This is a genomic window from Robinsoniella peoriensis (assembly GCF_000797495.1).
Classification (GTDB): domain Bacteria; phylum Bacillota; class Clostridia; order Lachnospirales; family Lachnospiraceae; genus Robinsoniella; species Robinsoniella peoriensis.
On record NZ_JTGN01000004.1, the window covers coordinates 79577 to 106026 of the forward strand.

Below are 26450 nucleotides of genomic sequence, written 5' to 3' on the forward strand. Positions count from 1 at the left end.
ATAATATCAACTAATTTTACATAATTTCTTTAGTATTTGTTAATCTTTTTTATTTATCTTTTAGATTTGTTGGTTTTCTTTGCAACATTTACGCAATTTTTCATATCTTATAGCATTAGATCTTTTGGAGGTAAGTTATGAAAAAAAAGCTTTTACTGTTAGCTGCTTTTACAGTTCTTCTGGCATTGACCTGTATCGGCTGTAAAAAAGAATCGGACACACTGACCAAAGTTACTTTAAATGAAGTGGCACATTCCATCTTCTACGCACCACAGTATGTGGCAATTCAGGAAGGTTATTTTGCGGAAGAAGGAATTGAACTGGAGCTTGTCACAGGATTTGGTGCGGACAAAACTATGACCGCTGTAGTATCGGGTGATGCTGACATCGGTTTTATGGGAAGCGAATCTACCATTTACGCCTATAACGAAGGAGCCTCAGATTATGTGGTAAACTTTGCACAGCTCACTCAGCGTGCAGGTAACTTCCTGGTTGCAAGACAGGATATGCCTGATTTTACCTGGAGTGACCTGAAAGGAAAAAATGTTCTTGGCGGCCGCAAAGGCGGTATGCCTGAAATGGTATTCGAGTACATCTTAAAACAAAATGGATTGAATCCGGCAACCGATTTAAATATAGACCAAAGTATTGATTTTGGATCTACCGCTGCTGCATTCTCCGGCGGTCAGGGTGACTTTACGGTAGAATTTGAGCCTGGTGCCACTTCTCTTGAAAAAGAAGGCAGCGGCCACGTTGTTGCCTCCCTCGGTACGGATTCCGGTTATGTGCCATACACCGCATACAGCGCTAAAGGCAGTTTCATCAAAAAGAATCCTGAAATTATCCAGGGCTTCACCGATGCCCTGCAAAAAGGTATGGACTATGTGAATTCCCATACGCCGGAAGAAATCGCAAAAATTATTGAGCCGCAGTTTAAAGAAACAGATCTTGCTACAATTACAACCATTGTAAAACGTTACCACGAACAGGAAACCTGGAAAGATAACATGGTATTTGAAGAAAATAGTTTCAATCTCCTTCAGGATATCCTGGATAATGCCGGGGAACTGAGCCAGCGCGCACCTTATGATAAGCTGGTTAATACTAGTTTTGCCCAAAAAGCGGCAAAATAACAATAAAATGCCATCTGTATATTTTGCAGATGGCATTAAGCAATTTTCAAACACATCCAGCGCGTATTTCCCACAATCCATTTATTGTAAGGAACCACAAATAACCTGCTTATTTTAATCCAAACTCCCGTTTCAAGGTATCTTCCATCACTCCCACAGGTGCGTCAGCTCCCGTCCACAGGGTGAAATTAAGCGCTCCCTGCTGGGCCAGCATTCCAAGTCCGTTTACGGTCTTCGCGCCCCTTATTGCAGCTTCCTGTAAGAATAGCGTATTGGGATCATTAAAAACCACATCGCTGACTGCCATGCCGGACATTATGGTGTCGTAGTTAATCTCCGGCTTGTCCGATACATTTGGATACAGGCCTACACAGGTGGCATTAATCAGAATGTCTGTATCTTCCGGCACTTGATAGCAGCCCTCCCATTTCACAAATTTCCCTGCTGCTTCCGTTTTTGTTTCAATCAGTGCCGCCAGTTCCATACCACGGTCTTCATTACGGTTTACAACCGTAATTTCCAGAGCCCCAGCCAGCGCACACTCCACACCGATTGCCCGGGCCGCACCTCCTGCTCCTAATATCACGATCTTCTTATCCCGGACTTCTATGCCCTCTTTTTTAAGGGCTGTTAAAAATCCTTTTCCGTCTGTATTTTCTCCAAACAGTTTCCCTTCCCGGTTTACTACGGTGTTCACGGCACCGATAATTTCTGCGGCTTCTGACAGCTCATCCAGGTATGAAAGTACTTTGACTTTATGAGGGATGGTTAAATTAATCCCCTTCATTCCAAATGCACGCACGGCATTCATAGCCGCTCCCAGATCTTCTTTTTCTACTTTGATTGTCAGATAACGGTAATCCAGACCCATTTTTTCAAATGCAGCTTCTTCCATGACACCCGTTGGATTTTCATCTATCGGGCAGCCAAAAACGCCAACCAGTTCAGATCGGTAATTTTTCGACATATTAATCCCCTTCTTTCATTTTATTTTTAGTCATTCAAAATATTTAATGAGTGCCTGGGTTCCAAGTTCTCCGTCTCCTCTTTTTTCCAATTCTTCGTATGCTGCAAGTGTCTGATCCAACACTTTTAAGGTGAGTCCGTCTGCCTCAGCCTCTTCCTTCGCCAGTTTCATATCTTTAATAAAATGCTTAATAAAAAATCCCGGTGCATAATCCTGTTCCAGCATTTTCGCCGCCTGCAGTTCCAGCTGCTTACTTCCGGCTGCCCCTGTGGCAACGGAATCCAGCACCGTAGGTATATCCAAACCCTTCTCTTTTGCATAAGCAAATGCTTCGCAGATACCGGATATGGTACCGGCTATCATTATCTGGTTTACCATTTTGGTATGCTGCCCGCTTCCTGCTTTCCCTTCCAGATGGATGTTCTTTCCCATTGCCTCAAAAACAGGGAGGCATTTCTCGTATGCCTGTGGATCTCCCCCTGCCAGTATGGACAGCGTCCCATTTTGGGCGCCTACATCCCCTCCGGTTACCGGAGCATCCAGCGCGTGAATTCCGCGTTTTTTAGCCTCTTCATAGATTTCTTCCGCTAATTTAGGGCTTGAGGTGGTCATATCGATCACATATGTTCCTTCCGATACATTTTCCAGTATGCCATCCTTCCCAAAATAGACTTCTCTCACATCTTTTGGGAATCCTACGATTGTAATTACCGCGTCACAGCCATTTACGCACTCCGGAATAGTTGGATGATAAACGGCTCCTTTTGCAATTACATCCTCCGTTTTTGCCTTATTTCTGGCATAGAAAGAAACTTCATATCCTGCCTTCATTAAATTATTCACCATTGATTTTCCCATAATTCCAACACCGATAAACCCGATTTTCTTCATCTCATCTTCTCCTTTTTATGTAATAGGGGTACAGCAATAATTTTATTTTACCCGCAATAATGCCGGAATGTCAATAGCTCCTGCACCGATACATAAATGAAGGAAGCACAACGGGCTATGTATCTGGATTTGGAACAAATATAACACAAAGTGGGACATGCAGACAGCTGGAATGAATTTTCAGACACTCTCCAGGATTTTCAGAAACCCCTGCATTGGCTCCGACAAAAATTTATCCTTATGATATGCCAGATAATTTTGATTCTCCATATAAAGTCCGGCTACCGTCAATGGCACCAGTTCTTTTCTCTCACATTCTTTTTCCACCAGAATATCAGGCATAATGGTAACACCCAGGTTATTTCTGGCTGCCTGAATCAATGCCTGGGAATTTACGCTGGTCCATGCCGGAGACACAGACAGATTATGTAAAGTCATTGCACTTTGGAAAGTATCCCGTATTGCGCTCCCCTTCTCTCTTAGCAATAATTTTTGTTGTGCAAGTTCTTCAATCTGCACCTCACTTGCAGATGACAGAGGATGTCCAGTGCCGCACAACACCACAAGGCGGTACGAAGAAAAGGGAATACAGACCAGATTATCCCTGGGAAAGACTCCTTCTATCAATGCAAGATCAACTTCATTTTGCAAAAGCTTTTCGGTAATAACCCGGGCACTTTCCACTTCTACCCGGACGGGAGTATTCTTCCATTGCTCTTCAAATCTCTTCAGCAGGGACGGCAGCCAGAAATTAGCAATCGTTATACTGGAACCAATCTGTAAAACTGCCTGCTCTTTCAGGGTATCCAGGCCGCCTTCCAGATCATCGTACAAATCCAGTACACGGATGGCTTTGTCCAGAAATAACTTTCCGAATTCATTCAGATAAATCCGCTTGGACACCCGGTCAAACAGTGTATTGCCTATTTTTTCTTCCAGATCGTTTATGACATGAGACACAGCAGGCTGGGTCATATATAGTTTTTTCGCTGCTTTTGTAATATTTTCTTCCTCACAGACAATTTTAAAAATCCGAAGATGGCGTATTGTCATTTCTATCTCCTCCTATTCATTACTATTTTGTTATGTTCTATATAAAATAATATAATTTTAATTATATATCATCAGGGGTTATAATGAAACTGCTAAATAATTTATTCCCGCAGGCAACGAGCCGTATGAGCGCGTTTGGGGTCATTTGGCGACTGCGGCTTTTGCAAAAGTCCAAACACGGTTGCCTGCGGTGTAGTTTTCGACTTGACCATTTATGAAAAAGGAGATTTCACCTATGAAAAAATTACCTCTGCTCTGCTGGCTCTTTGGAATTAATTTCTTTATCAGCGCTTTTACTTTCGGGGGCGGCTATGTAGTCATTCCTATGATCCGGAAATATTTTGTGCAGAACAAGAACCTGCTTTGCGAATCCGAACTTCTGGATATGGCTGCAATCGCACAGTCCTCACCAGGTGCAATTGCCGTCAATCTCTCCGTGCTCGCAGGCTATAAAACCGCCGGGCTTAAAGGCGCCATTATCAGCGGACTGGCTTCTGTCCTGCCGGCACTTCTCATATTATCCGTGATCAGTGCCGGTTATCAGGCATTTCGCGATAATACGGTGGTATCTGCCGTTTTAAAAGGAATGGAGGCCGGTGTCGCAGCTTTAATCGTGGATCTGGTCTACGATATGTGCCGCAATATTTTTAAAGAAGGCCGGTTGTTTTTTTCAATTTTAATTCCTCTGGCTTTTATTGCCAGCTTCTTCCTGCAGATAAATGCTGCACTGATCATTGCAGCCAGTGCCCTGCTCTGCCTGCTGGAATGCTTTATACGCAGAAATGAGGTGACTGTATGACAAAGCTGCTGCTCATACTTTTTTACAGATTTACCCAGATCGGGCTGTTCAGCATCGGAGGGGGCTACGCCACAATTCCCCTGATCCAGGAACAGGTGGTTGAACTGGAACACTGGCTTACACTTCAGGAGTTCACCGATATCATTACAATCTCCCAGATGACACCCGGACCTTTGGCAGTCAATACCTCCACTTTTACGGGACTTAGAATTGCAGGCATCCCGGGGGCTGTTACCGCAACTATTGGATGTATTCTGTCCGGCTTTATCATATCCATATTCCTGTACCGCTTTTTCAATAAATACCGCAGTAATCGCTATCTGTTCCAGGTATTAAACGGATTAAAAGCGGTATCCGCAGGACTGATTGCATCCTCTGCCGGTGTAATCCTTCTGCTTGCTTTCTGCGGTACATCTGAATTAGATATTTCCGCTCTGCATCCGGACATATTCGCCTGTTGCCTCTTTGGTGCCTGCCTGCTCCTGCTTCGCAAATGGAAATGGAATCCCATTCTGGTTATGGTGCTTTCTGGTATCGCTGGCTATTTTATCTACTAGTACTACTGGGAACAAATTCTTCTTAAAATTGGGTTTTGCTGATTAAGGACGCTTTGTAGATGATAGGTAGTGTACGGAAAGATGGGTGTGGGAAACTGGCATGGGCTCCGTCAGCTGGCCGCAGAACTGGTATTTTCTAACCTTTCCGAAGCGCTTTTTGGCGGCACGCGGGCATTCACCGAGAAATCCTGATGCATTTCTCGGTTCAGTACCCGCTTAGTATCCGATGGGAGCCAGTCGAATACTATCCGCCAAAAAACACTTCGGAAAGGTAAGTAAATACTCAGCTCTGCTCTACGCTTCCTACGCCCATACCAGTTTCCCACACCCATCTTTCCGAGATAGCATTCGTTGATACAAAGCTGGTTTTCTCAGCCTGGTAGAGACCCCTGGGCTGTGACGGTCTGCTCGTTTTTGGATGCAGCAGAGTGTGTTACGGCAGTTCAGTGTGAAAGGGGATGATAAGACGAAATTTTACCTGCTTTCCTGATCACAGACTTAACTGGATGTAGGTACTAAAACCACAAATATACTGTAGTAGAATTTAGAGACAGTTCAGAATGATAACATCCAGCTGGTTTATTGGTTTATTGGTTTATTGGTTTTTAAGTGTTCTATGCCAATAGCGTACAGCATGCCACAACCCCGGGGCCCATCCATGCTGAGAAAACCAGCTTTGTATCAATAAACTGGATCCCGGAAAGAGAAGGGGGCGGACCATGGCAGGCGTTTGGAAGGCGTATAGCAGATCTGAGCATTTACTTACCTTGCCGGAGTGTTTTTTGGCGGATAGTATTCGACTGGCTCCCATCGGATACTAAGCGGGCAGTGAGCTGCGAAATGCATCAGGATTTCGCAGCGAATGCCCGCGTGCCGCCAAAAAGTGCTCCGGGAAGGTTAGAAAATGCCAGTTCTGCGGTAAGCCTTCCAAACCAATGTCCTGGTCCGTCCCCTTCTCTTTCCGTACACTACCTACATCTACAAAGCGTCTTAATCAGCTAAACCCAAATATAATAAACCTGCAATGAGTCTCGCTTTCAAGTAATGACTCATAAGATTGTTTGGAATAGCGGCCCATAAGCCATACGTAAAATTTATTACAGCAAAAACAGCCGGTTGGATATTACTTACGATCCAACCAGCTGTTATAATTTACCTTTCTTCCTGCCTGCGTTTACTCTGAAAGATAAAGATTTACTTTCTGCATCACTGCTTTTACCGCTTCATCGATACTTGTAGTTCCATTCAGGCAGCTATCCGCTGCACTGTTCACTGCTTCCCGTATAATGCTGTCTGTGTTTGCAGGTGTAGTCAGACCTTCGGCTAAAGCCTTAAATTCTGCAGCCTGTTCCTCTGTGGGCCATTTCAGCTCAAGAGAGAGATCTACGCCATTTTCGCTAACGGTTGAAATCGCCATCCCAGGAACACTATTACCGGCTTCCGCTGTGAAAATTTGATCAAAAGCTGCTTTGTTTACCGGGAATCCGCCTCCCTGGCTTACGGTCTGGGCATCTTTGGATAACATGTAGGATGCCAGTTTTTCGGCAGACTCTTTGTTCGCTGCCTTACTGCTGATACCAATCATAGTACCTGGTACAAAGACTTTGGAAGCCTGGCCATCCAGTGTTTTATAACCACTGTCTTTTAACTTTTCATTTATTGCCACTACCTGCATAAGATCAGTTATGGAATTGATATTTCCTATATTTGCCATGGTGGTTCCTGCAAGGTAGCTCATGGAATCATCTGCAATTCCACTCATGTGTGATAAACCGCTAATATTCATAGTAATAGAGTTATAGCTATCTGTCTGTTCTTTCTTATCAAGATCATAGATTTTCTTTAACTGGGTAAAAAATTCTTTTAATGCATCTTCCTTTAAGGTTCCGTCTTCCTTTATCCACTCGCTGGCGGATGTATCATACAAGCGTTTTACTAAATCTTCCGGTTGTTTACTTCCCAGAATATCTTTATCTGCATTTTCCTGTTTCAAGCCTTGCAAAGTATCTGCCAGAGTCTTTAAATCTTTGATTCCATCCAGGTTTTTCTTATCAGACTGAATTCCCGGTACCATAAATCTGGTTGGAATTGCATATATTTTACCATCCTTTTCATATGGCTTTGTGATATTTTCCAGGAAACCGTCCTGCCCTGATACCTTCTTTATGATTTCGCTCAAATCTGCCAGAAGTCCTTTATTCTGATAAGATTCTATGGACATTCCATCTAAAACGAATAGATCAGGTCCTTTTCCAGCCATAATATTTGTATTTAATGTTCGGATTGCATCGGACACCGTGACTCCATCATCGCCGGTAAGTCCAACTTCATAATTCACTCGGATGTCCGGATTTTGTTTCTGGTATAATGCAATTGCCTGCCGCACTTCTGCATTTTCATTCAGAGAATAGATTTTTACTTCTTTTTCCGGAACAGACGGCGTATCTTCAGAATATGTATACCGAACCAGATGGCTGCTCATATCTTTCCAGTAAGCCAGGAAGAACGCACCGTCTTTCATTGCTGACAGATTGCTTAATGTAACACTTGGATCCGCCATTGAATTCAGAGATCCATCTATCAGCTGTTCAGATACATTACCGCCAAGGACATGACGGAAAATACCATCTTTGTTACAATAGTATAAAATATTATCTTCTTTCCCCCCCTGCAGAAGAACAGCCGAATTGCCCCCGCCAAATGAAATGCCGCCGTTTTCATTATTGGTACCCAGCTGTTCGTTTAAAACTTCATCTTTTTCCAGGGCGCTTCCGGTAGTCATATCATAGTAATAAACCCCGCTGCCTGCATATGCTGCCAATGTATTTCCCACAAAACCGGTATTTGTAAAATATGCGTCACTATTTTCAATAGACCTTAGCACTGCTCCGTTTGCCGGGTCTATTATATGAATTTTCCCATCCATCCCCATTCCTACCAGATTGTTATCCGGCGCATATTTCCAGCTATTCAGATACTGGGGTATTTCCATCTGGGAAATTTGTCCCGTACTTTGTCCTGCACTTTCGCCTACACTTTCGCCTGCACTTTCGCCTACACTTTCGCCTACACTTTCGCCTGCACTTTGTCCTGCACTTTCAGCTCCGGTCTGAACCTCAGTATTATCAGCTTCCTCCATTTCCCTACTGCTCATCTGTATATCCAGTTTGTCTGCTCCGCCTTCTTCCTGCCCTTCACTGACCGGTTCCTGATTGGAAATATTTGTACTCTGCCCCCCGCCACTGCTGTTTCCAAGGGCTACCGGTAACGGAACGGCTTTACCTGAATCATCCATAGTCCAGTAACCGGTCTCAACGGCGCCCTGTCCGCTTTGCATATCCACCTTAGAATAATCGGTAGTAATTGCAGCTGCGCCTCCCTTTGGCGACAGGGCTACGGAAGTTAAATATTTCATTTCGTTTCCTTTTAATTCTTCCGGATAATCAAATACTTTATCCCATTTCTTTCCCTGATCCTTTGTCTCCCAGACTCCGCCGGTATAGTTTTCCCCCATTCCTGCTAACCGCAGGCTTCCATCTTCCATTTCACACAATGCCTGTATATCTGTAATACCCTCCGGAAGAACTACATCCTCTTCCAGATACCTTCCCATAGCTGCAGCCTCTTTTGTATTTCCATTATCAGTGCCATTACTGCCATCCGACTGCTCAGTTCCATTTGAGGAACACCCTGTTAAGAAGGTTGTTAACAGCATTGCTGCCATTACCACTCCTGCCATCCTTTTAAGAATCATCTCACTGTAACCTCCTGTTTGTTAGAATGATTTTTCTTTGCGCTTTTGCACGTTCTAATCCTAACAAAACCTTTTGTGGATGTTTTGTATTTTATATGTGTTTTATATGGAGAATGTAAAAGCTACACCATTGAAAGTATTTTCTATTCTATAGTCGGCTTTGTGAAGTTCCAGGATCATTTTGACAATATACAGCCCAAGTCCACTGCCGCCGGTGTTTCTGTTTCTGGATTTTTCAACACGGAAAAATGCTTCAAAAATGCGTGGGACTGCTGCTTCATCCAGATGTACACCGGAATTCTCTACCCTCACCGTCAATTTTTGGTCCTCTTTATATGCTTCAATCTGAATTTTTGCTCCATCCGGTGAATAGTGGATGGCATTGCTGATAATGTTATTTAATGCCTTTTGCAGAAGCTTCTTGTCTCCACGTGCATAGAGGTCATTGCTAATGTGGTAAGAAACCTCCATATCCTTTTGGATAAACAAATCATCCTGTCTATGGGCACAATCCTTTACCATATTTCCCAGGTTAAATTCTTCCATTTGGGGCATAAACCCCGACGCTTCCATCCTGGATACCGTCAGAATCTCCTGCACCATGTCTTCCATCGTACAGGCAACTGAATAAGATCTGGCAAGATATTTATCCCTATTTTTATAGATACCAACCTGATACATCATTCCTTCCAGCTGCCCTTTCATAACAGTAATGGGCGTCTTTAATTCATGAGATACGGCAGAGAAAAATTCAAGCCGTTTTTGCTCCAGTTTACGTTCTGTTTCAATATCCTTCTGCAGCGATTCGTTTGCACTTTTCAGTTCGCTTAATGCGGTAGATAACTTCAGGGACAGTTCATTCAGGCTTGAGGACAGTACCCCGATCTCATCATTGCGTTTTTCATCACAGATCCAGTTAAACTCCAGGTCAGACATCTTTTTTGATATTTTGCTAAGGCGTACTACCGGTCTTGTGATATACCTGGAATATAAATAGGCAGTCAGCGTAGATATAAATACAATGACAACGATCAGCCAGGGCAATATTTTATTCATCGCCTCTACCGCCTGATTCACAAACCGGTACGCTCCTAATACGTAAAGTTCATATTCTTTATCTGATCCGGAAAACGTAACTGGTTTCTGCATACCATAATCAACGCTGGCACTTGTAGTCATGACGGATATATCCACAGGATTCTCAATAAAACCATAGATGTCTGTGTTTGTTGCAAGGGCATTCGAATAAGCCAGCAGGCTATCATCAGACTTCTCTTCTGTTTCTTCTGATGATTCTTTTTTTACAGCGCTTCTGTCAATTACTTCAACTGTTTCAATCGCCTCGTTTCCCGTAGTAGCTGAATGCATTGAGCCAACAGCAATACTGCTTGCATCTGCAGCAGAATTCTGCTCCTTTTCATTGATAGTGATGGCCAGCATTGACTGTTTTCCAATGGTTTCTACAAATCCTGACTGCACGCTGCCCGGGCGCTGGATTTCATTGCCTTCAGCATCCAATAATTGCAGGTCTACCGTATTGTTTACAATAAAATCATCAAATAGCGGACCACTATCCTCAAATTTTATATTCTCTAAATCTGCCACAAGAGCATCCGTCTTTTTATCCATGTCCTCGCTGATTCCATAAGTATAGGTCTGCGGCATAAAATAAGCGATAAAACCATATGTAACACCACAGACGCAGATCAGTATCAGGCTGGTAATGAGAAATATTTTAAGTGTAAGGCTTCCTCTAATACGTTTTATCAATCCGATATCCCACCCCTCTGATTGTCTCAATATAATCTACATCCAGTTTCTTCCGTAAATTTTTTATATGGGTATCTACAACCCGCTCATCGCCATAAAAATCATATTTCCAAAGTCCGTTCAGCAGCGCCTGCCTTGTCAGGACTTTGCCCTGATTTTGAAGCAGCTCCCGGAGAAGTTCAAATTCCCTCTGTGTTAACTCTATGTTTTCACCGTCAACGAATACTTTATAACCGTCCAAATCCAGTACCAGATTCCGGTATACCAGCTGATTTGTCTCCTGTACAGGGGAAGTCCGCCGAAGTACCGCCTCTATCTTACGGATCAGGATCTGCATGGAAAATGGTTTGGTAATATAGTCATCAACCCTCAGATCATAGCCTTTCACCTGATTTTCTTCACTGTCCAAAGCCGTCAGCATTACAATAGGAACGGAAGATTCCTGGCGGATTACCTCGCATACACCATATCCGTCAATTTTAGGCAGCATAATATCCAGCAGTACCAGATCAAAGGGACGGCCATGGAAGCTGGTAATTCCCGCAACTCCGTCACCCGCCACCGTGACCTTATACCCGGAATCCTCCAAAAATGCCGTTAACAGTTCCTGTATATCTGCTTCATCTTCTATGACAAGTATCTCTTTCATATCACACCTCTTATTATATTAAAGAATCAATGTAATTTTATCATACTTTTTTGTGTTTTGTGTGAAGTTTCAGTATTTGTCCCGGGTAATTTATGGCATAAAAAAAGATGGATGCCACAGGGACATTCATCTTTTTCACAATTTCTTCTGTTATTCATCGCAGGTCAAGTATCTTCCCATTGCATCTGCCCCCATGATAGCGGCATACACGTCCTCCGGTGTAACTTCAAATGGCATATTGTGAATGGTTTCACCAGGTGCGCATGCAAGCCTTGCAGCATCCATGATTTTTTCCGGTTTTACTTCCTTTATGCCAAGGCCTTCCAGGGTCACCGGCAAGCCCACTTCCTCGCAAAAACCAATTACCGTATCGATTTCATCTGAATCTGCATCTTCCAATATCAGCTGAACCAGGGTACCAAACGCTACTTTTTCCCCATGATACAATGAATGTGTTTCTTCAATGGCTGTCAGTCCGTTGTGGATCGCATGTGCTCCTGCCAGGCCGCCGCTTTCAAAACCGATACCGGACAGATAAGTATTTGCTTCAATAATATTTTCTACGGCTTTTGTACACACTTTTTCTTTTACAGCCAATGCTGCCGATAAGCCGTTTTCCAATAATGTGTCATAGCAAAGCTCAGCCAGCGCCATAGCCGCTTTTGTGGACTTTCCTCCCACACAGTTGGCTGCATTTGATTTCTGGCAGGCTCTGGCTTCAAAATAAGTAGCCAGTGCATCTCCCATTCCTGCAATTAAAAGCCTGGAAGGTGCCTTGCTGACAATATCCGTATCCACCAGAACCATGTTCGGGCTGGAGGGAAGGAACAGATATTCTTCAAATACCCCTTCCTCTGTATAGATTACGGAAAGTGCGCTGCAAGGTGCATCGGTGGACGCTATGGTTGGTACAATGATAACCGGCTTATTCATATAATAAGCTACTGCTTTTGCAGTATCGTGGGTTTTTCCCCCGCCGATTCCAACGATGACTTCTCCGTTCTTTTCCCTGCATGCATCTATAATCCGATTAATCTCAGTTTTGCTGCACTCTCCCCCGAATACTTCATAAGTAACTGCACAGGAAGTATCTTTCATCCCTTCATTTATGACAGGTTCTACACGTTTTCTCCCGGATTCACTTGTTAAAATAAATAGGTTCTTTCCACATTTTTCCGCATGGCTGCAGAGATTTTTTAATTCACCTTTTCCTTGTATATAACGGCTTGGGCTTCCAATTATATTTGCCATGTTGCTTTCCTCCTTATAAATAATGTAATTGTCTGTTTATCCATATTCTTATCTTTATGTAAGGAACACGGACCGTACGGTATTTATTATATCACGCTGCATGGTGAAAGTAAATTCCGGGCAGATATAAAACCAGCAAAACGTAAAACCAGCCGGGACGGCCGAACCATAACTCAAACTCTTAAAAGGGTTTGAAGCCTGCTTCTGCATCCCGGCTGGTTTTACATATCTGGCTATTCTTTCATTTTTGGCTTAAATACCAAACTTGCCAGATAAGAGAATACCAGTGCCGCACACACACCTACTGCACTGGAAGTAAATCCCCCCATGAATATCCCGATAAATCCGTCCGTTTCGATTGCTTTCTTAACACCGTTCCACAATACATTGCCCCAGCCCAGAAGCGGAACACTTGCACCGGCTCCTGCAAATTCCTGGAATGGTCCGTAGAGCCCCACTGCTCCTAGTACCGCTCCCAGACACACAAGAATAACCATGATGCGTCCCGGCATCAGTTTTGTTTTTTCCATCAGGATCTGTACCAGTGCACAGATCAGTCCGCCCACCCAAAAAGCATTAATATATTCCATAACTATCTCCTTTGCTGACAATCCCAGGTGTTAGCAATGCTCGATCACTACACCATGCGCTATTCCCGGTACACTCTGACCTTCGTTAAAACTGGTAGGCGACAGCAGTGCACCGGTTGGTACGAATAACACCCTTTTCCAGGCTCCCTTTTCCACATTAGGGAGTATTTTAGCCGCCAGAGTGACTGCTGAACATCCGCATCCGCTTCCACCGGAATGAGTATCCTGTGTCTCTCTGTCATAAATTTCAATACCGCAGTCCATATGCACACGGCTGATATCAAAGCCTTTTTCTTTCAATAAATCAATCAGGATAGTCTGTCCCACATATCCAAGATCTCCTGTAATGATTTTGTCATAGTCATCCGGCTGGCGGTTGAAATCCATCAGGTTCTGATAGATGGTGTCACAAGCTGCCGGCGCCATACATGCTCCCATATTCAGGGAGTCTTTTACACCGTAATCTACAATCTTTCCTGTCGTAATGCCGGTAATTCTTGCATGTCCTCCTTTTTTAGCCAGGATAAATGCCCCGCTGCCGGTGACTGTCCAAGTCGCTGCCAATGGCCGCTGGTTTCCATATTCCAGAGGAAAACGGAATTGCTTTTCTGCACTTCCAAAATGACTGGATGTAACCGCCATCACATAATCGGCATAGTCTGCGCTGACCGCCATTGCTCCAAGTGACAGTGATTCCCCACAGGTGGAGCATGCTCCATATAATCCAAACATTGGAATGTTGAAATTCATTACACCAAAGGAGGATGCAATCAGCTGCCCCAAAAGGTCTCCGCAAAAAACATACCGCATCTGGGTTGGCAGCAGTTTTGCTTTTCCAAGTGCCAGCTGACATGCTTCTCTTTGCAGCGTACTCTCTGCTTCTTCCCAGGTATTTTCACCAAAGGATGCTTCTTCTCCGACCAGGTCAAATAATTTCCCAAGAGGACCCTCACCCTCTTTTTTCCCGACGATAGATGCCGCACTTATAATATGAGCGGATTTATCAAATTTTATACTTTGCTGCCCTGCTATCTGAGTCATCCTACCACCCCCGTAATTCTTAGAATATAATAGATTAAACCAAGTGCCCAGCTGGTAAATACACCATATAAAATTACAGGACCGGCGATGGTAAAGATCTTACATCCAATTCCGAATACCTGACCTTCTTTTTGAAATTCTATTGCAGGAGCTGCCACTGAATTTGCAAAACCGGTAATCGGAACCAGCGTTCCTGCACCACCGAATTTTGCTATTTTAGGATAAATATTAAATCCTGTCAGAATCACACTGATTAGAACCAGAAGCATGGAACACCAGCTTCCCGCCGTCTCTTTGTCAAGTCCCATATTAGATGCATAGTTTAATATAAATTGTCCAATGACGCAGATAATTCCACCTACCAAAAACGCCTTAGCCATATTTGCCCAGAGATTGTGAGTAGGTGTTACTTTCTTGACGTAATCATTATACTGTTGATTTTTTCTCTCTTTTAAAACATCCGCCATTATAATACTTCCTTTCGTCTTTATCTCCCTGAATAGCACAAGCTGCGCTATTCCTTAATCAGTATTTTGAAAGCGATTTTCTTTCAAACCTCTGCTTCATGCAGTATGCAGATTGTTTTTACCACCTCATATAGAATTGCAGCAGGCTGCTCAGAGTCTTTCCAAGCGCTATGGTAATCATAATAAAGCTTACTCCCTTTACCAGACCGATACGCCTGAAAAAGATAGGAAAAATATTGACTACTTCCGCAAGCGCTAAAATCCAGCCTCCTACAAACATTCCGGAACATATTCCAATAATGGAAAGTCCTAAGCCGCCCAGTGGAATACTAACATTATAAACAGTAAGCAGATTTCCAAATAAACCTCCAAATAAAATACAGGTTTCAAATATCCGGATATGTTTCCCCGTATGAGTAACCCCAATCAGTCTGTTTATAATTCCAAGTCCGGCGATCAGCGCGATGACGCCTCCTGCTATGACAAAACCGGAACTGAAAGCTATGAGGGCTAATATTAAATGTGTTAACATATTTTACCTCCTGAGTATCACAAGCTTACTTGCAATATTGTCCTCACTTTCTCCTATTGTTTCATTTTCTTCTCATTCTTCGGTTCACGGTTGCTGGATTCAATCAGCGCCTTATTAATATCATCTTCATAGGTACGCATCTGCACTTCCATAGGCGTAGGATCCGCAGTAAGTTTTTTTCCTGCAAAATGGTTAAAGAATATGATAATTCCAAGACCAAGCCCTATCGAATATGAAATTTCCAGTATCGTAAATCCATCCGAAACAGTCCCGGTAAACTGTTCGTAAAGCTGAGCAAATAATTTGGTGATACTAACATCATTATTAAATGTCATAATGGAAAAACCTGCTCCGAAAAAAGACAGAAAGCACACAAATATAGTCTTTATCCAGCTGAATGCCTGAGTGGGCTGTTTGGACTTTTCATAGGTAATGATAAAATCCGCCTCACCAATGTTGTTTACCTCAAGACTTGGATAAACCGCATGGATCTGGGTTATAATTTCCATTACAGACATGACATGGCGCCCTGGCTTGTTTCCGGTAGGATTATCCAGTTTCAAGGTTTTTATCTTATTTTCAATAGCCTTGTTACTGCACTCTAACTGGGCAATATCCTTTAAAAATACACAATCGTCATGCACCTGGACATTTTGATCTATCTTTAAATACAGTGTATCATTCGTCATATCATTTCCTCATTCTCTTTCATCTGAAATGTATTGACAAGGGTTCCTTTCATCTGGCCATCATGATTATTCAGATAGGTCATATAATAAAAGATTCCTACAATTGCTGCCACGATCATGAAAAGCGCCAATCCCTTCGCAATTTTTTTATACATTTTTCTCACTTCCTTTTTCCATCATTTTTGTTTATTATTTGAATTTTAGCAAAAAATATACGGGGAAATTATGATATCTTTCCCCGCATCTTTTTCAGTATTTTCTTTTCAAGCCTGGAAACCTGTACCTGGGTCATTCCCATTGCCGCCGCAACCTGTACCTGAGTCTTGTCGCCAAAGTAGCGAAGATAGATCAGCGAACGCTCCTGGGCATCTAAGGAATCCAGCAGTTCTTCCAGCACAATATGATTAAGCAGCTCCTCGTTTTTATTCTCCTTTTCCTCTAATTTATCCATCAGCAAGATTGCACTTCCGTCTCCCTGATAAATTGTTTTATGCAATGATTCTACTTCGGCTGATGATTCCATTGCCAGTACAATATCTTCTTTTGCAGCGCCAATCTCGGCTGAAATTTCTTCTAAAGTCGGCTCTCTGCCCATCTTTTTTTCCAGCGCTTCCCTGGTGGCATATGCCTTATATGCTGTTTCTTTTAAGGAACGGCTCACTTTAATCATACCGTCATCCCGTAAAAATCGTTTTATTTCTCCTGTAATCATGGGTACCGCATAAGTGGAAAACTTCACATCAAACGACAGGTCAAATTTATCAATTGCCTTAATCAGTCCGATGCTTCCAATCTGGATTAAATCCTCCATCTCATAACCACGGCCTAAGAACCGCCTGACAATGGTATAAACCAGCCCCATATTTTCCTCTACCAGTCTTTCTCGTGCATCTTTATCCCCTTGGTGTGCCTGTTCAATTAACGCAAGGGTATGCTCCATTTGCCCATCCTTTCCCGATATTAAATTTCATATTCACTTCTGGGTCTGCCTATTTTCTTTTTCATGATTACCCTGGTTCCTTCGCCGACAGTTGATTCTACTTTCACTTCATCCATAAAGGCCTCCATAAAAGCAAATCCCATCCCGGAACGCTCCGAGTCCGGCTTTGTGGTAAACAAAGGCTCCATTGCTTTTTTTACATCTTCAATTCCTCTTCCATGATCAATCACATGGATAATAAATTCATTCCCGTCAATAAAACATTCGATCAGTATCTTACATATCTTTCCCTCATATCCATGAAGGATTGAATTTGTAACTGCTTCTGAGATCGCCGTCTTAACATCTGCCACTTCTTCCAGTGTCGGATTCAGCTGCGTTACAAAAGCAGCTACCGCCACCCTTGCAAATCCCTCATTACAGGATCTGCTGTCAAATTCCAGTTTCATTTCGTTTGCATAGCTCATATTGGCTCCCCCCTTTAATTAAGCGTTGATTGCTGCGGCAATCCTTCATATATTTCAATCATTTTATAGATACCTGACAGGGTTAAAATTCTTCTCACCCGTTCATTTACACGAACTGCAATGACCGTTCCGCCCATAAACCTCATATCCTTATAGCGGCCCATAATCATGCCGATTCCGGAACTGTCCATGAAATTCGTTTTTCCAAAATCAAATACAATACTTCTTATATTCCTGCCCTGTACGATTTTATCAGCTCCTGTCCTGATCTTTTCTGCACTGTGGTGGTCTAACTCCATTGGTACCACGATTGTAAGATTCGTCCCCTTTACTTTAAAGCAATCATCCATTAGCCTAAATCCCCCTTTACTCCCCATTAATTCCGCTTCTAATGCCTTTTCTAATTCCTGTGTGTATAAATTTGATCCTTCCGGGTTCATAACAGATTCTCCATTCTCTCAAGCTGTGTAATCGGCAATGGCTGCATTAATCATAATCTTTCACTGCCGATCCAATATAAAATAGAAAAAGGACGTGTACATATTATTGTACACGTCCCCAATCTGGAGGTTCCTCATTTTGTGTGTGATACAAGCCTACTGAATGCCGTTATTATCGTCGATTCCGCCTGCCTGTCCGTTTGCTCCATTGCCGTTATTATCGGCTGTATTTCCACCTGCAGCGTTTCCGTCACCACCTGCAGTTCCATTTCCGTTTACACCGTCTGCGTTACCGCCCGGTGCGTTTGCATCTCCGCCTGCGGCATTGCCATTGGCACCTTCTGCGTTGCCGCCTGCAGCATTTCCATTTGTTCCGCCTGCGGCATTGCCGGTGGTATCACCTGTGGTTCCGCCTGCGGCATTTCCGGTAGTTCCTGCAGTATTTCCGTCGGTTGAATTATTATTTCCTTTATTAGAAATAAAACCATTAATATTATTAGCAGCTGCTTCTGCTGGGAATTTTTCTAATAACTGTTTAAATATTTTATCCGCATTGGTAGTGTCCTGCGTGTAATAGTAAGAAAATCCCAGATAAAACATCGCATTCCACGATTCAGGATCCGTCTGGCTGGCAAGCGTCAGCTGTTCAATAGCTGTCTTATAATCACCTGCTGCAAAAGCTGTAGAACCCTTGTTGTATTGCTCTGCATATAACGCATCCTTAACCCCTGCCATAATCTGCTCATACAGCTCTTTTGCAGAACCATCCAGGCTTTTTGCATCCACATTGCTAAGTGCAGTAGCCGCACCTGTCTGATCTCCTTTAATCAGCAGATTTGCAGATTTCAATAGATCTTCATACCCCGTAGCTTTCGCCTTCGCTTCGTCCATGGTCTTATTTGCAGAGTCCACTTTTGCCTGATAACCATCAATTTCTTCCTGAAGCTTCACATTCTTTGCATTTTCAGATGCCAGCTTTGTATTTGCCTCTGTAACTTGCTTTGTGGCCGTTTGATTAACGCTCTGCTTAATCGCCGGTACCGCCAAAAACCATACGATTGCGCCTCCCAGAAGGAGTCCCAGAAAAATGTTGATAAATGTTGCAATCGTGGAACTGTCACGAAACGGTGTAGGCTGTATGATGGTATCATTTCCGCTTAAATACGTCATGGGACCTGTGAATTTCTTCTCCATGGCATCTTTTGCATAGCGCTTCCGCCTTTTTACATCCAGGCTTGTCCCTATGCCGGTCGCATCTTCTATCTCATGCAGATATCGCAGTGTGGTAGTGTTCGTGGCATCAATACGGATCGCTTTTCGCAAAAGCTTCCTGGCACGTTCATACTCCTGCTGCTTCAGATAAAGCAGCGCCAGAAGATGGTAACCTTTGATCAGCTTTGGATTCTGTGTCAAAACTTTTTTCAGCTGAATGACCGCCATATCTTCATTATCCTGCCTGCAATACTGCAGTGCCTGATTGTATTTGCGAATGGTATGGTTTATCGTATCCAGTTTATTTTTATTCGCCTGCAGTTTGGTTATGTAGCCGTCCGCAGCATTTTCCGGCACCTGCAGATTTTTACTGATTACCCATTCACTCAGTGCCGAAACAACCTCGCCCATTTCATAGTAAACAAGTCCCAGTAGATTTCTGGCATCAATATTTTCTTTATTAAATTTCAAACTTCTTTTCAGGCAAGCAATCGCTCCAGATAAATCACGAACCGTTGCCTTTTCCAATCCTTCATTATAGAGAAGATTAGAAATTCTTATGGTTCTTTTCTGTAAGCTGATATCCGCCCCACATCCGGTACAATAATCTATGGCAGATAAGGGGGTGCCGCAATAAATACATCTCATATGATTCCCCTTATTTTCTCTTTTTCTTTTCTTCCTGAATCAATTCCTTCAGGATATCGGTAATATCGGTAAAGTCTCTGTTGTAAATGGCGTCTTCTGCTTCATTTACATCCAGGCTCGGATGAAATTTCTTCAATTCTTCTTCATAATCAATCATTTGTAATTCTCCTCAATTATTCCTTTAATCTCGCCGACCAGATACAAAGAACCTACGCAGAATAATAATCCATCCTGCCTCTTATCCAGTGCTTTTGCGAATGCTTCCTTAATATCAGGAATTTCTGTGACTGCTGCCTGTGTATATCGCTGGAAAATATCTGCCAGCTGCTCTGCAGGCACAATTCTGTCTCCCTGGATTTCGGTAACAATTACTTCATCCAATTTCGCTGATTTACAAATGGACTCTATCATGGATTCGTAGTTCTTCTCCACCACTGCCGAGAACAGCAATACCACTTTTCGTCTGCTATCCACTCGTCCCAGTGTCTTAACAAACTCGTCCACTCCTGCCGCATTATGTGCGCCATCCAGAATTACTCCCGGCATAACCGTCTCCATTCTGCCTGCCCAGGTTGTATAAGCAATACCGTCAACAATCGTCTGAAGCTGAATTTCCTGCTTAAGGTCAATCACTTTAATCGCCAGCATCGCCAGTGAACTGTTCACTACCTGATATGGAGCAATGTAAGGAACTGTAACCCTGACATTTTTATAATAACTACAATTCAGGGAAAAATCAATGCTTTTATCCGTATTTACTAAAATTTCATACATTTCTTCATAGAGCGGATACGTCTGTGCATGCAGTTCTTTTGCTCTTTTTTCAATGACTTCAGCCACATTTGCATTCCTTCCGTCATAGATGACAGGAACACCTTCTTTGATGATTCCAGCCTTTTCGAATGCAATCTTTGCAATGGTATCGCCCAGTATTTCCGTATGGTCCAGACTGATGGATGTTATGATAACAGCCAGTGGTTTCTCTACGATATTCGTAGCGTCCAGGCGGCCGCCAAGTCCCGTTTCCAATACTACATACTCCACGTCAGCCTCCTTGAAAGCCACCATGGCAACGGCAAATAATATTTCAAAATAAGTAGGATGGAAGAAGCCGTCCTCCTGCATTTCCTCTATGGCTGCCCACACCTGCCGGTATGCACCTAAAAAGGCTTCGTCCGATATGGGGACATTATTGATCTGAAACCGCTCATTTATTTTGACCAGATGAGGGGATGTAAACAGACCTACCCTTTTATCAGCCTTGTCCAATATAGAGGAAAGGAAAGCACAAACAGATCCTTTTCCGTTTGTACCAGCCACATGTATGATCTTCATGCCACGTTCCGGTCTGCCAAGACGCTCCATTAATTCAATCGTGTTTTCCAGCTTATTTTTTTTCGTAAATTTTGGAACACTCAATACGTATTCCACTGCTTCTGTATAGTTCATTTCATGGTCACTCCGCTTTCGTTGTTCTTTTCCTATTATAATATAGTCTATATAATATGCAAGTAATTTTTTTCGCAATATCCGTCATCAATCGTTCTAGAGTGAACTTTTGCTAACAGAAGCCGCCGCCCAGCTGGCTGAATTGCAATACCACTCATTAAATAAATACAACTGAAAAAAGTTCAGCACTTGCCGGACGAGAAACCCGCCCGGCAAGTGCTGTCAAAAAAATTCAAAATACGCTCTAACTTACCGTTACATTACACTTTACTTTCTTTCCGCTTCCATCACAAGCCTTCGCTGTAATCACGGTCCTGCCGCGGCCCACCGCCCTGACTTTACCTTTGCTGTCCACTTTTGCCACTTTCGTGTTGGCTGACGTCCAGGTCAATTTCTTATAGGCCGGCCTTTCCGGCTTCTGCAACATTTTCAACGGTAACATCAGCTACCGGAAGCATCTCATCGATACAATTTCCTGTTATTCGAAAAATTTTTTTATTACCTCCTCTTTAGTAATATATTTCACTCGTTTCTTCATATATTCTTTGACACACTTCTTGGCATGAGCCTCTTCTCCTGCCTTTTTCTCCTCGTCTCGGAAGACCGAAGCTCCGAATTCTATCAGCTTCTTCTGTACCTGCTCTACATCCATATCTTTTGGCTGGATTCCCTGTACTGCACATAACCCGGCTAATACACCGGAAGCCTGCCCAATTCCCATAATGCCTCCCTGGGTACGGTAAGAACCATGTGCCTCACTGGTTCCGGAAATACATCTTCCACTTAAAACCAAACCGTCAATTCCCATTGGAATCAGACAGCGCATGGGAATATCATAAGTATCCTTCAAATCTACCCAGCATCCTCCCTGACTGCCTTCCGTATATCCGGAAGCACCATCCGGGTTGTGGATATCCATTGGGAAATAACCCCTGGATACAACATCCTTAAATTTTCTGCCCTCCCCGGCATCCTCTCCAGTGAGGGTATAAAGTCCTTTAATATGTCTGGTTTCCCTCACCCCCACCTCATTGCTGGTAACACTGACGTAGGATTTTTCAAATCCGGGCACATATTTAATCATAAATTCTGATACGGATTCAATCTGCCGTCTGCCGTCAATTTCACTGATTGCTTTTTCCTCCGGATAGGAAGAATTATAACCACTGACTCTGGTTGCATTAAAGTGGATACTTCCAGGATGAATTCCACTTAAAACAATAACACTGTCCCTGCCAAATTGCAGATCTCCGGCCTCAACAGCCTTTTTCACCAATTTCTTAAAACCTTGTGCCACAAAATAATGCTGCTTCAGCCTGTCGCTGTATTCCCGTATGGGAACTAAATCCGACTTCCATTCAAAGTCCTCTGGATTCTCATATATGTAATCATAGACCTTATCTGTATCCACCTCTGCCATTTCGAACATAGCCGATCCAGGCTGCGCTTTTCCTGTGTTTTCATTTCCATACACATAATCTGCTCCAGCCAGTACTGCTGCATCACCGTCTCCGCTGGCATCTACTAATATTTTGCATTCAAATTCTTTTGATCCTGCCTTAGTAACAGCGGTTACTCCCATGACGCGATTTACTTCTTTTTTCACCTGGCTGATAAACGCATGATAATAGATTTGCACTCCATCCTTTAACATCATTTCTTCTGCCACATATTTATATTTTTCTCTGTCATAAAAGCCCAGATACGCGCCGCTTCCATACGGATCAAGCGTTTTTAAATGTCCTGTGCTTCCATGTACCTTTATTAATTCATCCATAAATTCCTGAGGAATCCCATTGATTACCTGCTCATCTCCAAAATGGAACGGGGAAATCGGGCCTAATACAGAATTTGTCGCTGCCCCTCCAAGGAAGCCATTTCTCTCAATCACCAGTGTGGCGGCTCCTACTCTGGCACTTGCCAGGGCTGCCATGATTCCTGCCGGGCCTCCGCCCACGATAATCACATCATATTGTTCTTTAAACTGTTGCTCCATAATCTTCTTCCCCTCTCTTACAGTCCGTTTTTCTCATTATACCAGTTTGCTGTTTCATCTAAAGCTGTCTTCGCATCTTGTTCGTTAAATACAACATTTTGCGCCGCCTGTACCAGTTTCACGGAAAGTTCCGAATAATCTTCGGGATAAAATTCCACTGCACCGGTGGCTGCATATTCGTTCCACATTTTTAACTCTTCATAGTTAGCAAGAGCCTTGATCTCTTCTTCATCATATACACTGGAAAGAACAGGCAGTACATTCGCCTTCAGCCACTTCACCTGATTTTCTTTCGTATAGAAGGTTTTGATAAAATCAAAAGCTGCGTCTGTATTTTTACAATACTTACCGATTCCAAGACTCTGCCCTGCTACAACTGCCGGACTCTCCATACCGTCTTCAAATCCAAGAATAGGAGCAGATGAGATCTTGTCATTTAACTCCGAAGAACGAATGGCTGCTGCCCTTTGAGTACCTGCATTACAGGAAAGGATGGTGCCTGCTTTAAATGCATCTACCACATCATCTACACCAAGGCTTAAGGTAGAGTTATCCATAGCTCCCTTGTCTACCAGCCCCTTCATGTATTCCAGTACTTTCACTCCTGCATCATCATTGAACACAGCTTTTCCATTATCATCAAATAGACTGCCCCCTGCAGATCTCAGGAATGGAATAAAGGATTCCATGAAACTGGCTGCATTACTTCCATCCGAAAGACCAATTACAAATCCCTGCTCCAGAGCGGTTGACTTCGCCCCTGCCGTATCAGCCAAATCACTGAGGGAATTTGGCACATCTGCAAATACATCGGTACGATACCAATAGGTGAAGGTACGGCTTTCCCATGGCAGCGTATAAATTTCATTGTTAATTTTCAGACTGTCAGCTGAATAGGTATACCCTTCCATTGCAGGAATCAATTCTTCGGCATATTTAGTCATAGGCTGCACCGTTTTGCCTGCAATGTGCTGTTTCAGCATATCTGTGTAAATATTAATGATATCGGGTCCGGTTCCCGCTGCAGCTGCCTGTATCGCCTGGGATTCAAATTTACTATAGTGAATACTTTCTACTGTCACGGTATTTCCCATTGTATTGTTCTTATTATAATCTTCTACAATTTCTTTCAAAACCACATTCCTCGGATCCTCTGCAGATTCGGGATTTAAGAAAATCCAAAAGGTTAGATCTGTTCCTCCATCTGCTGTACTTTCTTTCTTAGCCGAAGTTTCTTTTCCTGTGCCTGTCTGATCTGCCTTTGTCCCCTGCCCACATGCCATTAGTCCGGACGCTAGAACGAATACTAAAACCATGCTCATTGCTTTCCTCATCTTCATATACTTCTTCTCCTTTATGATATTAATTTTATTGGTTACTTATAATGAATTTGCAACACGATCATCCCTTAACCGCCCCCGCTGCCATTCCGTCTACAAATTTCTTCTGAAGGCAGACAAATAAAATGATAATTGGAATAATCGTAATCATCACGGCTGACAATAATTCCCCCCACTGTACACCGTATTGTGTAATATAGGAATATAAGCCAACGGATACCGTCCTTAGTTCCTCCTTTGTTACAAATGTAAATGATACCAGGAAGTCATTCCAGACATAAACTGCTGTAAGTAATGCACTGGATACAATACCAGGCTGCGAAATCGGCACTACAATCCTGTAAAATGTCCGCAATCTGGAGCAGCCGTCGATCAATGCCGCTTCTTCGATTGCCTCCGGTGTTGATTCAAAAAATCCTTTTAAAATCCAGGTAAGCATTGGTGTTCTCCAGGCTGTATACACCAGTACCAGCATAAACCGTGTATTATAAATACCAACTTTTACTGCAATAATATAAAGCGGTATTAACAGCGCTACTGCCGGGACCATGCTGGTCATCAGAATTGCAAACATAAACTGTTCTTTATACCTGATGTGAAATCTTGCCAGTGCATATGCTGCATGTCCTGCAATTACGGTTGAAATGATTACACACAGAAGCGTAATAATGCAGCTGTTCTTAAAATAAGTTGAAAAATTTGATAAAAACAAAACTTTATAATAATTAGCCATATCTATGGCTTCCGGAAAAATGGTTGGAGGAAACCTGCTGATTTCCCCTGTACTTTTTAATGATGTCATGAATCCCCATAAAATTGGAATTATCATGACTATAATAAATATTCCTAAAACCAGATACGTCAGAAATAGGGATATCCGTACCTTTAACTTTCCTCTCATATTATCTCCTCCTCTCATGGCTAATCTTCTTTTTTGTTCAATATCCGCATGTAGATGATACTAAATGCCATATTTAAAAGAAGAATTACAATACTGCTTGCAGACCCATAACCCAGGTGCCAGTAATCAAAGCCTTCCTTAAATGCCAGGACACTGACCGTTTGCGTTGCATCAAAAGGCCCTCCCGACGTCAGGGTATAAATTAAGGTAACCATGTTGAAATACTCCATGCTCTGTAATACAACAGAGGTCAAAATGGTAGGCTTCAAGAGAGGAAGCGTAATCTTGAAAAATGTCTGCAGCTTTGTAGCACCATCTACCTCAGCCGCTTCGTATACATCTCTGGATATAGACTGTAAGGCAGCCAATATTAAGATCAGTACAATTGGAAAGGAGTTCCAGACATTTGCCAATACAACTGTCAGCTTTGCTGCCAGCGGAGAATTAAAGAAATCCACTTTCTGCCCAGTAAGAGTATATACAATATAACTGACTGGTCCATAATTGCTGTTTAAAAGCCATTTAAACAATAATGCGGTCACTGTCTGCGAGAGTACCCACGGTATGATAATCAATGTCCGGATGGCTGTGCGCCCCTTCATCTTACGGTTCAGCAGTACCGCACTCACCACCCCCAGGGGAATAACTAATACCAGGGACATCAATACATAAGTAATGGAATTAAAGATACTATTCCATCCTTTTTTAGAGCCAAGAATTTCTATGTAATATTTCAGACCGACAAATTCCTTTACTTCTGCATATTCTGTATTGTGCAGGCTGGTATTGATGGCAATGATGATAGGCAGAACCGTCATACCCAGAATTAAAATGACCGCCGGTGCCAGGAAAATAATAGCCAGAAGTTTTTCTTCCCCTATACGTCTCTTTTTTACTGTCTTTCCTTCCATACC

General features: G+C 42.9%; 28 protein-coding genes. 4 read left to right on the forward strand and 24 right to left on the reverse strand.

Annotated features, from left to right (window positions below):
• The first annotated feature begins 137 nt into the window (after positions 1-137).
• A complete protein-coding gene (locus QR40_RS09205) occupies positions 138-1133 on the forward strand; it encodes an ABC transporter substrate-binding protein (protein ID WP_027294428.1) in 996 nt (331 codons plus the stop codon).
• Positions 1134-1242: 109 nt separating this feature from the next.
• Here the strand turns inward: QR40_RS09205 and aroE are convergent, their stop codons facing one another.
• The 3 genes from aroE to QR40_RS09220 form a co-directional block, all read right to left on the reverse strand.
• Complete coding sequence (gene aroE / locus QR40_RS09210) at positions 1243-2100, reverse strand: shikimate dehydrogenase (RefSeq protein WP_200889744.1); 858 nt, start codon at positions 2098-2100, stop codon at positions 1243-1245.
• 30 nt (positions 2101-2130) lie between these two features.
• Positions 2131-2991 carry an NAD(P)-dependent oxidoreductase gene (locus QR40_RS09215; protein ID WP_027294430.1) on the reverse strand — a complete coding sequence of 287 codons (861 nt, stop codon included), beginning with the start codon at positions 2989-2991 and terminating at the stop codon, positions 2131-2133.
• Between the two features lie 180 nt (positions 2992-3171).
• Complete coding sequence (locus QR40_RS09220; protein WP_044294562.1) at positions 3172-4044, reverse strand: LysR family transcriptional regulator; 873 nt, start codon at positions 4042-4044, stop codon at positions 3172-3174.
• A 235-nt stretch (positions 4045-4279) separates the two neighbouring features.
• Between QR40_RS09220 and QR40_RS09225 the strand changes: the two genes are divergently transcribed.
• The 3 genes from QR40_RS09225 (at position 4280) to QR40_RS32515 (ending at position 5592) form a co-directional block, all read left to right on the forward strand.
• A complete protein-coding gene (locus QR40_RS09225; protein WP_044294563.1) occupies positions 4280-4843 on the forward strand; it encodes a chromate transporter in 564 nt (187 codons plus the stop codon).
• A complete protein-coding gene (locus QR40_RS09230; RefSeq protein ID WP_044294565.1) occupies positions 4840-5400 on the forward strand; it encodes a chromate transporter in 561 nt (186 codons plus the stop codon). Before QR40_RS09225 ends, QR40_RS09230 begins: the two co-directional genes overlap by 4 nt.
• 69 nt (positions 5401-5469) lie before the next feature.
• Positions 5470-5592 (forward strand): hypothetical protein, encoded by a 123-nt coding sequence (locus QR40_RS32515; RefSeq protein WP_255348072.1) that lies wholly within the window; start codon positions 5470-5472, stop codon positions 5590-5592.
• 982 nt (positions 5593-6574) lie between these two features.
• Here QR40_RS32515 and QR40_RS09235 read toward each other — a convergent pair.
• From QR40_RS09235 to QR40_RS09325, 21 genes are all read right to left on the reverse strand, one after another.
• Positions 6575-9154: an ABC transporter substrate-binding protein gene (locus QR40_RS09235; RefSeq protein ID WP_044294567.1), complete on the reverse strand. Its 2580-nt coding sequence runs from the start codon at positions 9152-9154 to the stop codon at positions 6575-6577.
• A gap of 102 nt (positions 9155-9256) precedes the next feature.
• Complete coding sequence (locus QR40_RS29715; RefSeq protein WP_052377817.1) at positions 9257-10924, reverse strand: sensor histidine kinase; 1668 nt, start codon at positions 10922-10924, stop codon at positions 9257-9259.
• Positions 10908-11573 (reverse strand): response regulator transcription factor, encoded by a 666-nt coding sequence (locus QR40_RS09245; protein WP_027294435.1) that lies wholly within the window; start codon positions 11571-11573, stop codon positions 10908-10910. Before QR40_RS09245 ends, QR40_RS29715 begins: the two co-directional genes overlap by 17 nt.
• Positions 11574-11723: 150 nt before the next feature.
• Complete coding sequence (locus QR40_RS09250; RefSeq protein ID WP_027294436.1) at positions 11724-12824, reverse strand: glycerol dehydrogenase; 1101 nt, start codon at positions 12822-12824, stop codon at positions 11724-11726.
• 233 nt (positions 12825-13057) lie between these two features.
• On the reverse strand, positions 13058-13414 hold the full coding sequence (locus QR40_RS09255) for a SpoVA/SpoVAEb family sporulation membrane protein (protein WP_027294437.1): 357 nt from the start codon (positions 13412-13414) through the stop codon (positions 13058-13060).
• A 30-nt stretch (positions 13415-13444) separates the two neighbouring features.
• The gene (gene spoVAD, locus QR40_RS09260; protein ID WP_027294438.1) at positions 13445-14455 is read right to left on the reverse strand and encodes a stage V sporulation protein AD; all 1011 of its coding nucleotides are present in this window, start codon (positions 14453-14455) and stop codon (positions 13445-13447) included.
• A complete protein-coding gene (gene spoVAC, locus QR40_RS09265; protein ID WP_027294439.1) occupies positions 14452-14922 on the reverse strand; it encodes a stage V sporulation protein AC in 471 nt (156 codons plus the stop codon). Before spoVAC ends, spoVAD begins: the two co-directional genes overlap by 4 nt.
• 118 nt (positions 14923-15040) lie before the next feature.
• Positions 15041-15454: a stage V sporulation protein AB gene (locus QR40_RS09270; protein ID WP_027294440.1), complete on the reverse strand. Its 414-nt coding sequence runs from the start codon at positions 15452-15454 to the stop codon at positions 15041-15043.
• Between the two features lie 53 nt (positions 15455-15507).
• The gene (locus tag QR40_RS09275; RefSeq protein ID WP_044294569.1) at positions 15508-16143 is read right to left on the reverse strand and encodes a stage V sporulation protein AA; all 636 of its coding nucleotides are present in this window, start codon (positions 16141-16143) and stop codon (positions 15508-15510) included.
• On the reverse strand, positions 16140-16298 hold the full coding sequence (locus QR40_RS31720) for a hypothetical protein (protein ID WP_160295792.1): 159 nt from the start codon (positions 16296-16298) through the stop codon (positions 16140-16142). Before QR40_RS31720 ends, QR40_RS09275 begins: the two co-directional genes overlap by 4 nt.
• A gap of 68 nt (positions 16299-16366) precedes the next feature.
• Positions 16367-17083 (reverse strand): RNA polymerase sporulation sigma factor SigF, encoded by a 717-nt coding sequence (gene sigF / locus QR40_RS09280; RefSeq protein WP_027294442.1) that lies wholly within the window; start codon positions 17081-17083, stop codon positions 16367-16369.
• Between the two features lie 20 nt (positions 17084-17103).
• Complete coding sequence (spoIIAB, locus tag QR40_RS09285; RefSeq protein WP_027294443.1) at positions 17104-17550, reverse strand: anti-sigma F factor; 447 nt, start codon at positions 17548-17550, stop codon at positions 17104-17106.
• A 14-nt stretch (positions 17551-17564) separates the two neighbouring features.
• Positions 17565-17990 carry an STAS domain-containing protein gene (locus QR40_RS09290; RefSeq protein WP_330373713.1) on the reverse strand — a complete coding sequence of 142 codons (426 nt, stop codon included), beginning with the start codon at positions 17988-17990 and terminating at the stop codon, positions 17565-17567.
• 156 nt (positions 17991-18146) lie between these two features.
• Positions 18147-19850, reverse strand: coding sequence for a tetratricopeptide repeat protein (locus tag QR40_RS09295; RefSeq protein ID WP_052430771.1), 1704 nt, complete (start codon positions 19848-19850; stop codon positions 18147-18149).
• Positions 19851-19860: 10 nt separating this feature from the next.
• Complete coding sequence (locus tag QR40_RS32050; protein WP_176731149.1) at positions 19861-20007, reverse strand: hypothetical protein; 147 nt, start codon at positions 20005-20007, stop codon at positions 19861-19863.
• Positions 20004-21299 (reverse strand): bifunctional folylpolyglutamate synthase/dihydrofolate synthase, encoded by a 1296-nt coding sequence (locus tag QR40_RS09300; RefSeq protein WP_044294570.1) that lies wholly within the window; start codon positions 21297-21299, stop codon positions 20004-20006. The genes QR40_RS32050 and QR40_RS09300 overlap by 4 nt, the downstream gene beginning before the upstream one ends.
• A 244-nt stretch (positions 21300-21543) precedes the next feature.
• Positions 21544-21726 (reverse strand): Ig-like domain-containing protein, encoded by a 183-nt coding sequence (locus QR40_RS09305; RefSeq protein ID WP_242858476.1) that lies wholly within the window; start codon positions 21724-21726, stop codon positions 21544-21546.
• A 51-nt stretch (positions 21727-21777) separates the two neighbouring features.
• Positions 21778-23295 (reverse strand): FAD-dependent oxidoreductase, encoded by a 1518-nt coding sequence (locus tag QR40_RS09310; RefSeq protein ID WP_044294572.1) that lies wholly within the window; start codon positions 23293-23295, stop codon positions 21778-21780.
• A 17-nt stretch (positions 23296-23312) separates the two neighbouring features.
• Positions 23313-24635 (reverse strand): ABC transporter substrate-binding protein, encoded by a 1323-nt coding sequence (locus QR40_RS09315; RefSeq protein WP_242858478.1) that lies wholly within the window; start codon positions 24633-24635, stop codon positions 23313-23315.
• 61 nt (positions 24636-24696) lie between these two features.
• Positions 24697-25536: a carbohydrate ABC transporter permease gene (locus QR40_RS09320; protein WP_242858479.1), complete on the reverse strand. Its 840-nt coding sequence runs from the start codon at positions 25534-25536 to the stop codon at positions 24697-24699.
• A 20-nt stretch (positions 25537-25556) separates the two neighbouring features.
• On the reverse strand, positions 25557-26447 hold the full coding sequence (locus QR40_RS09325) for a carbohydrate ABC transporter permease (protein WP_027294449.1): 891 nt from the start codon (positions 26445-26447) through the stop codon (positions 25557-25559).
• Positions 26448-26450: the final 3 nt, after the last annotated feature.

Coding starts and splice junctions, on each gene's coding strand:
- QR40_RS09205 (WP_027294428.1), top strand. CDS start 138: ATGAAAAAAAAGCTTTTACTGTTAGCTGCTTTTACAGTTCTTCTGGCA.
- aroE (WP_200889744.1), bottom strand. CDS start 2,100: ATGTCGAAAAATTACCGATCTGAACTGGTTGGCGTTTTTGGCTGCCCG.
- QR40_RS09215 (WP_027294430.1), bottom strand. CDS start 2,991: ATGAAGAAAATCGGGTTTATCGGTGTTGGAATTATGGGAAAATCAATG.
- QR40_RS09220 (WP_044294562.1), bottom strand. CDS start 4,044: ATGACAATACGCCATCTTCGGATTTTTAAAATTGTCTGTGAGGAAGAA.
- QR40_RS09225 (WP_044294563.1), top strand. CDS start 4,280: ATGAAAAAATTACCTCTGCTCTGCTGGCTCTTTGGAATTAATTTCTTT.
- QR40_RS09230 (WP_044294565.1), top strand. CDS start 4,840: ATGACAAAGCTGCTGCTCATACTTTTTTACAGATTTACCCAGATCGGG.
- QR40_RS09235 (WP_044294567.1), bottom strand. CDS start 9,154: ATGATTCTTAAAAGGATGGCAGGAGTGGTAATGGCAGCAATGCTGTTA.
- QR40_RS09245 (WP_027294435.1), bottom strand. CDS start 11,573: ATGAAAGAGATACTTGTCATAGAAGATGAAGCAGATATACAGGAACTG.
- QR40_RS09250 (WP_027294436.1), bottom strand. CDS start 12,824: ATGGCAAATATAATTGGAAGCCCAAGCCGTTATATACAAGGAAAAGGT.
- QR40_RS09255 (WP_027294437.1), bottom strand. CDS start 13,414: ATGGAATATATTAATGCTTTTTGGGTGGGCGGACTGATCTGTGCACTG.
- spoVAD (WP_027294438.1), bottom strand. CDS start 14,455: ATGACTCAGATAGCAGGGCAGCAAAGTATAAAATTTGATAAATCCGCT.
- spoVAC (WP_027294439.1), bottom strand. CDS start 14,922: ATGGCGGATGTTTTAAAAGAGAGAAAAAATCAACAGTATAATGATTAC.
- QR40_RS09270 (WP_027294440.1), bottom strand. CDS start 15,454: ATGTTAACACATTTAATATTAGCCCTCATAGCTTTCAGTTCCGGTTTT.
- QR40_RS09275 (WP_044294569.1), bottom strand. CDS start 16,143: ATGACGAATGATACACTGTATTTAAAGATAGATCAAAATGTCCAGGTG.
- QR40_RS31720 (WP_160295792.1), bottom strand. CDS start 16,298: ATGTATAAAAAAATTGCGAAGGGATTGGCGCTTTTCATGATCGTGGCA.
- sigF (WP_027294442.1), bottom strand. CDS start 17,083: ATGGAGCATACCCTTGCGTTAATTGAACAGGCACACCAAGGGGATAAA.
- spoIIAB (WP_027294443.1), bottom strand. CDS start 17,550: ATGAGCTATGCAAACGAAATGAAACTGGAATTTGACAGCAGATCCTGT.
- QR40_RS09290 (WP_330373713.1), bottom strand. CDS start 17,990: ATGAACCCGGAAGGATCAAATTTATACACACAGGAATTAGAAAAGGCA.
- QR40_RS09295 (WP_052430771.1), bottom strand. CDS start 19,850: ATGAGATGTATTTATTGCGGCACCCCCTTATCTGCCATAGATTATTGT.
- QR40_RS32050 (WP_176731149.1), bottom strand. CDS start 20,007: ATGATTGATTATGAAGAAGAATTGAAGAAATTTCATCCGAGCCTGGAT.
- QR40_RS09300 (WP_044294570.1), bottom strand. CDS start 21,299: ATGAACTATACAGAAGCAGTGGAATACGTATTGAGTGTTCCAAAATTT.
- QR40_RS09305 (WP_242858476.1), bottom strand. CDS start 21,726: ATGTTGCAGAAGCCGGAAAGGCCGGCCTATAAGAAATTGACCTGGACG.
- QR40_RS09310 (WP_044294572.1), bottom strand. CDS start 23,295: ATGGAGCAACAGTTTAAAGAACAATATGATGTGATTATCGTGGGCGGA.
- QR40_RS09315 (WP_242858478.1), bottom strand. CDS start 24,635: ATGAAGATGAGGAAAGCAATGAGCATGGTTTTAGTATTCGTTCTAGCG.
- QR40_RS09320 (WP_242858479.1), bottom strand. CDS start 25,536: ATGAGAGGAAAGTTAAAGGTACGGATATCCCTATTTCTGACGTATCTG.
- QR40_RS09325 (WP_027294449.1), bottom strand. CDS start 26,447: ATGGAAGGAAAGACAGTAAAAAAGAGACGTATAGGGGAAGAAAAACTT.